We start from the raw sequence: 5,925 nt of genomic DNA, 5'->3' as shown, positions 1-5,925 counted from the left end.
CCGCCGGTCTTCGCCCGGCCCGCCGGGACACGCGCGGCAATTCCCTCCGGGGAATGGCGGGCTCCGCCGGCCCGGCGGCTAGAAAGGGGACATGGCCACCACCGCTGCCGCCACCAACGCCAACGCCAACGCCAACGCCCGACCCTCCCCGTTCGCGCGCGAGATGCGCCGGCGCAGGTCGCTGCGGCGGATGAGCCAACTGGAGCTGGCCACCCTCGCCGGGACCACGCAGCGCCACCTCAGCTTCATCGAGAGCGGCCGCTCCGTGCCGGGGCGGGCGATGGTGGTACGGCTCGCCGAGTCGCTCGGCCTGACCCTGAGGGAGCGCAACTCGCTGCTCCTGACCGCCGGTTACGCACCCGTGTACGCGGAGTCGGCCCGGGACGCGGAGAGCATCGAGCCCGCCATGGCGGCGCTGCGCTCCATCCTGACCGGCCATCTGCCGTACCCGGCGGTGGTGGCCGGGCCGCGCGGCGAACTCGTTCTGGCCAACGCCGCGTTCGAGGTCCTCACCGAGGGCGCCGCCGCGCATCTGCTCGCACCGCCCGTGAACGTGCTGAGGCTCGCCCTGCATCCGGAGGGCATGGGGCCGCGCGTGGTCAACGCGGCGGCCTGGGGGCGGCACATCACGGAGAGCCTCCGGGCCCGGGCGTCGGCGCATCCGGATCCGGAACTCGACCTGTTGATCGAGGAGTTGAACGGCTACCTGCCGACGGTCACTGCCGAGCCGGCCGAGCACCTGGGCTTCGCCGTACCGCTGCGGCTGCGCACCGCGGACGGCGAGCTGAGGCTGCTGACCACCCTGACCTCCTTCGCGACCGCCGTCGACGTGACCCTGGCCGAACTGCACCTCGAAGCCTTCCTGCCGGCCGACGCGGCCACCGCCGAGCTGCTCCGGCGCCGCGAGGCGGCCCGGAGGCACGGCTCCGGCTGACATCATCCGTTCAAGAACGTTTGCTCTCGGCACTCAGGTCTTACTTCTCTGCTCTGGCGGAGGCGATGCTGCACGTGTGCCCGAACCGGAAAGCACCTGGTTCGGCGCCCACTTCATCGACCCACACCAGAGGAGACCGCAGCGATGACGCTCCGCGTTCGCTTGTTCGCCACCGCACTCACACTCGCCTCGGCCGCCGCCCTCGGCGGGGTGGTCACCGCCGGGCCGGCCGCGGCCGCCACGTACGCGTGCGGCAACCAGGGGAAGTACTACACCGGTACGGCGGTCACCGGGCAGGGCAACACCGGCAACCGGGTCGTCGAGGCGCAGTGCCTCCTCAAGGGCGCCGGCTACCTCACCGCGGGCCAGGTGGACGGGATCTTCGGCTCGCAGACCTACAACGCGGTCCGGAACTTCCAGAGCATGTACCGCAACCTGTGCAACCGCGGCGTGGCCGTGGACGGAATCGTCGGCCCGGACACCTGGGCCGCGCTGCGCGGTCCGTGCCCGGACTGAGCCGCGTCACGGCCCCAGGCCGTCACGCCCCCGCGCCGTCACGGCCCCACGCCACCGCCGCCCAGCGTGAGGGCCGTGTTCACCAGACCGACGTGGCTGAACGCCTGCGGAAAGTTGCCGAGTTGGCGGCCGGACACGGGGTCGTACTCCTCGGCGAGCAGCCCGACGTCGTTGCGCACGGCCAGCAGCCGCTCGAAGAGCTCCCTGGCCTCCTTCTCCCGGCCCGTCAGGTGCAGTGCGTCCGCGAGCCAGAAGGAGCAGGCGAGGAAGGCGCCTTCGTCTCCGGGCAGGCCGTCCACCGAGGGCCCCTCGGTGCTGTAGCGGCGGACCAGGCCGCTGCGGCCGAGCTCCGCGCGCACCGCGTCGACCGTGCCGGTCACCCGGGGGTCGTCGGGCGGCAGGAAACCGACGCGCGGGATGAGGAGGGTGGCCGCGTCGAGTTCGGTGGAACCGTAGTACTGGGTGAAGGTGCCCCGTTCGGGGTCGTACCCCTTCTCGCACACGTCGCGGTGCACTGCCTCCCGCATGGCCCGCCAGCGTTCCGGGTCGCCGGGCAGCGCGGAATTGGCTTCCAAGGTGCGCACGGCACGGTCGGCGGCGACCCATGCCATCACCTTGGAGTGCGTGAAGTGGCGGCGCGGGCCGCGCACTTCCCACAGCCCCTCGTCGGGCCGGTGCCAGTTGCGCTCCAGGAAGTCGAGGAGCGCGAGCTGGATCTTCCAGGCGTGCCACTCGGTGGGGAGTCCCGAGGACCGGGCCAGGTGCAGGGAGTCGAGCACCTCGCCGTACACGTCGAGCTGGAGCTGGTCGACGGCCGCGTTGCCGACCCGGACCGGCGCGGAGGAGGCGTACCCCTTGAGCCACGGCAGCTCGCTCTCCGGGATCCGCCGCTCCCCGCCGATCCCGTACATGATCTGCAGGTCGGCCGGGTCGCCCGCGATGGCCCGCAGCAGCCAGGCCCGCCACGCCCGGGCCTCGTCGAGGAAGCCGGTGGCCAGCAGGGAGCCGAGGGTGAGGGTGGAGTCGCGGAGCCAGCAGTAGCGGTAGTCCCAGTTGCGGACCCCGCCGATCTCCTCGGGCAGGGAGGTCGTCGCGGCGGCGGCGATCCCGCCGGTCGGGGCGTAGGTGAGGGCCTTGAGGGTGATCAGGGAGCGGGTCACGGCCTCGCGGTAGGGGCCCTCGTACCGGCACTGGGAGGCCCATTCGCGCCAATCGGCGAGGCTCTGCTCCAGGGCGGCGTACGGGTCCACGGGCTCGGGGCGCGGCTCGTGGGAGGGGTGCCAGGTGAGGACGAAGGCGACTCGCTCGCCGGCGGCGACGGTGAACTCGGAGCGGGTGCTGTTCTCCTCGCCCCAGGTCCGTACGGGGGGTTCGCTGCGGAACCACACGGAGTCGGGCCCGGCGACGGCCACGCGGTCGCATTCGCCGTCCCGGGCGGGATCGAAGCGGCGGACCCAGGGGACGACGTGCCCGTAGTCGAAGCGCAGGCGCAGGGTGCTGCGGACGGTCGACTCGCCGGTGAGGCCCTCCACGATCCGCATCACGTCGGGGGCGGTGTCGCGCTGCGGCATGAAGTCGACGACCTTGAAGGAGGCGCCGTCCTCGGTCTCCCAGAAGGATTCCAGGACGAGCGTGCCGTCGACGTAGGCACGGCGGGTGCAGCGCGCGAAGTCGGGGGACGCGGCCGGGGCGATGCGCCAGTGGCCGTTCTCCTGGTCGCCGAGGAGAGCGGCGAAGCAGGCCGCCGAGTCGAAGCGCGGCAGGCACAGCCAGTCGATGGACCCGTCGCGGCCGACCAGACCACTGGTCATCAGATCGCCGATGAGTGCGTAGTCTTCGATGGGTTGCGTCATTCATGCCCCCTTCCCCCGAATGTCCGAATCCAATCGGCCTGTACGGGTCGGGTCGGGGGCCCGTGCGGGTCGGGTCGGGGGACGGTCGGCCGGCCGCGCCGCGGGTCAGTTCCGTACGAGGAGCAGCGCGCCCGCGATGACGGCGCCGAGGACGACGGCGAGGGCTCCGTGGGCGAGGCGGTGGCCGCGCAGGACGGGCAGGAAGCGGTCGACGGCGTATCGGCCGGGGCCGGTGAGCGCGAGGGCGGCGGCGCCGACGGTGAGCAGGATCTCGTACTCCACGCCCTGCGGGGCGAAGAACGAGCCGGCCCCGTGGACGGCGATCGCGTTGATCATCGTGCCGACGACGGCGGCACCGGCGAGCGGGGTGAGCAGCCCGACGGCGAGCCCGAGGCCGCCGAGGGTCTCGGTCAGACCGGCGAGGACGGCCATGGCGTCGCCCGCCGGGTACCCGCTGGCGGTGAAGAACTGCCCGGTGCCGCTGATCCCGCCGCCGCCGAACCAGCCGAAGAGCTTCTGGGCGCCGTGGGCGGCCATGGTCAGGCCGAGGACGAGGCGCAGGAGGAGCAGGCCGACGTCGTGGGCGGGGGTGGAGAGGGCGACGTACGGGGCGGACTGCCCGGCGGTCGCGGCGGAGGCGGTGGGTGCGGGGTTTACGGCGGCGGTGGCGGTGGAGGGGCTGGTCACGAGGGGGCCTTCCGGTGGGGACGGGCGGGCGGGTGGAGCCGGTGCATGGGTGTTGTTCAAATTCAAACAACCCGACTCGACCCTAACCAGCAACCATGCTGTGATTCAAATTGGAACGACCCGTGTACGCTGATTCCATGGCTGAAACGAGATGGCTGGACGACCGCGAGATGCGCGCCTGGCAGGGCTTCCTGGCCGCTTCCGCCCTGGTCAACCGGCGCCTCGACCAGCAGCTCAAGGACGAGTCCGGACTCTCCCACCCCCAGTACGAGATCCTCGTGCGGCTCTCCAGGGCGCCGGAGGGCGAGCTGCGCATGACGGAGCTCGCGAACGGGCTGATCAACTCCAAGAGCGGCCTGACCTACCAGATCGCCCAGATGGAGAAGACCGGCCTGGTCCGCCGCCGCACCTGCCCCTCCGACGTCCGCGGGGTCTACGCCGTCCTCACCGACGCCGGCCGCGCACGATTGGCGGAGGCCGCACCGGGGCACGTGAGCACCGTGAGGGAGGTACTCGTGGACGTGCTCACGCCCGAACAGCTCGACGCCCTCGCGGACGGCCTCGGCGAGGTCAGCCGCCGGCTGCGGGAGCAGGGCGCCTGATGGACGCTCCGACCGTCTGGCTCGTCGTCGCGGGTGTCGTCGCGGCCGGACTGGCGATCACCGCGGCCGTGCTCCTCGTACGGGTCTTCGCGGCCCGGCGCCTGCTGCGCGACGCGGGCATCCCGCTGCGCGACAAGGCCCTGTTCTGGGCGGCCGTGGTCTACACGATCTCCCCGGTGGACCTGATCCCGGACCCGGTCTACCTGGACGACATCGGCATCCTCCTCCTGGCCCTCCGCTCCCTCCACGCGGCCGCCTCGTCGGCCCGCCCGGCGAAGGAACTGGACGCGGCGTAGGTCAGGGCCCGCCGTCAGCCCCGGTATCCGGTGTTGGGGGCGCGCCGCTCGTACTGGTCGCAGAGGAAGGTCTCCTGCACCGAGCCGGCATTCTCTGGCCAGAGCGCGAAGATGTCCCTCTTGGTGCGGACCGCGCGGTACGCGTCCTTGCTGTCGCGGAAGCAGGCCATCGTGCCGAAGACGTCGGAACCTGCCGGACTGTAGTCGGAGAACGCACAAGTAAAGCAAGCCTGGAGGTGGACGCCCTCGGGCAGATGCCCCTGCAGTGACAACAGTGCGTCCTCAATCAGACCGTGAGCCCTGGCTGTCTCCACGATACCGGTCGGCAAGTGCAGCGCCAGCTCCACCTCGGCAGGAGCGCCCCTGCGAGGCTCCGAGTCGCCCAGGAGCAGCCGGACGTGCAGTTCGGCCGCCCCCGCCTCGACCCCCGCGACCGGCACCGGCATCCGCCACTCAACGGTGCACGAGGCCAGTTCACTGTCCTCCGTGACGTCCGGAGGCTGCTCCTGGCCCTCAGGTGCGGACTCCGACAGTTCCAAATAGGCCAGCATGGGCCCCTCGAACCGGTTGCCCCGCAGCGCCAGCGAGAAGTTCTGCCCGTCGTTGACGAGCGTGGTCTCGAACCTGCCCCACCGGTCGTGGACCACGGCCGGGTATTCCTGCGGCTGTTGGTACGTGAAAGCGGCGGTCATCGCGCCAGTATCGGCGCTCGCCGCCTCAACGGACGCCCCGTGTACGGAATTGGATGCTGATGCGGGGGCCCACCGCGCGGGCCGTCTTGGGGATCGCGTGTTCCATCGTGCGCTGGCAGGAGCCGCCCATCACCACCAGGTCGCCGTGGCCCAGCGGGAGGCGGAGCAGGGTGGGGCCGCCGTCGCGGGGGCGCAGGGCCAGGTCGCGGGGGTCTCCGACCGAGACGATCGCGACCATCGTGTCCTCGGTCGCCGAGCGGCCGTTGCGGTCGCCGTGCCAGGCGACGCTGTCGCGGCCGTCGCGGTAGAGGCAGAGGCCGGCGGTGACGAAGGGTTCGCCGAGCT

General features: G+C 71.9%; 8 protein-coding genes. 4 read left to right on the top strand and 4 right to left on the bottom strand.

Going from position 1 to position 5,925, the window contains the following annotated elements; translation table 11 throughout:
- Positions 1–91: 91 nt before the first annotated feature.
- Both ACWGDE_RS35125 and ACWGDE_RS35120 read left to right on the top strand, forming a co-directional pair.
- A complete protein-coding gene (locus tag ACWGDE_RS35125) occupies positions 92–934 on the top strand; it encodes a helix-turn-helix domain-containing protein (RefSeq protein ID WP_453393120.1) in 843 nt (280 codons plus the stop codon).
- A gap of 144 nt (positions 935–1,078) precedes the next feature.
- Positions 1,079–1,450 (top strand): peptidoglycan-binding domain-containing protein, encoded by a 372-nt coding sequence (locus ACWGDE_RS35120; RefSeq protein ID WP_453393119.1) that lies wholly within the window; start codon positions 1,079–1,081, stop codon positions 1,448–1,450.
- Between the two features lie 38 nt (positions 1,451–1,488).
- Here ACWGDE_RS35120 and ACWGDE_RS35115 read toward each other — a convergent pair whose 3' ends face one another.
- Together ACWGDE_RS35115 and ACWGDE_RS35110 are read right to left on the bottom strand one after the other, a co-directional pair.
- Complete coding sequence (locus ACWGDE_RS35115; protein ID WP_453393118.1) at positions 1,489–3,303, bottom strand: glycoside hydrolase family 15 protein; 1,815 nt, start codon at positions 3,301–3,303, stop codon at positions 1,489–1,491.
- Between the two features lie 105 nt (positions 3,304–3,408).
- Positions 3,409–3,990 carry a DoxX family protein gene (locus ACWGDE_RS35110; RefSeq protein WP_453393117.1) on the bottom strand — a complete coding sequence of 194 codons (582 nt, stop codon included), beginning with the start codon at positions 3,988–3,990 and terminating at the stop codon, positions 3,409–3,411.
- 137 nt (positions 3,991–4,127) lie between these two features.
- On the opposite strand from ACWGDE_RS35110, the gene ACWGDE_RS35105 reads away from it, so the two are divergent.
- Both ACWGDE_RS35105 and ACWGDE_RS35100 read left to right on the top strand, forming a co-directional pair.
- On the top strand, positions 4,128–4,592 hold the full coding sequence (locus ACWGDE_RS35105) for a MarR family winged helix-turn-helix transcriptional regulator (RefSeq protein WP_453393116.1): 465 nt from the start codon (positions 4,128–4,130) through the stop codon (positions 4,590–4,592).
- On the top strand, positions 4,592–4,888 hold the full coding sequence (locus tag ACWGDE_RS35100; RefSeq protein WP_453393115.1) for a DUF1232 domain-containing protein: 297 nt from the start codon (positions 4,592–4,594) through the stop codon (positions 4,886–4,888). The genes ACWGDE_RS35105 and ACWGDE_RS35100 overlap by 1 nt, the downstream gene beginning before the upstream one ends.
- Before the next feature lie 14 nt (positions 4,889–4,902).
- Here the strand turns inward: ACWGDE_RS35100 and ACWGDE_RS35095 are convergent, their stop codons facing one another.
- Positions 4,903–5,580: a DUF6304 family protein gene (locus tag ACWGDE_RS35095; RefSeq protein WP_453393114.1), complete on the bottom strand. Its 678-nt coding sequence runs from the start codon at positions 5,578–5,580 to the stop codon at positions 4,903–4,905.
- 25 nt (positions 5,581–5,605) lie between these two features.
- A partial coding sequence (locus tag ACWGDE_RS35090) for an alpha-ketoglutarate-dependent dioxygenase AlkB (RefSeq protein ID WP_453393113.1) occupies positions 5,606–5,925 on the bottom strand: 320 nt, incomplete at its 5' end.

It is taken from the genome of Streptomyces sp. NPDC054956 (assembly GCF_053609185.1).
Note: the sequence above shows the minus strand (reverse complement) of the source record. Positions and strands in the feature narration are given on the sequence as shown.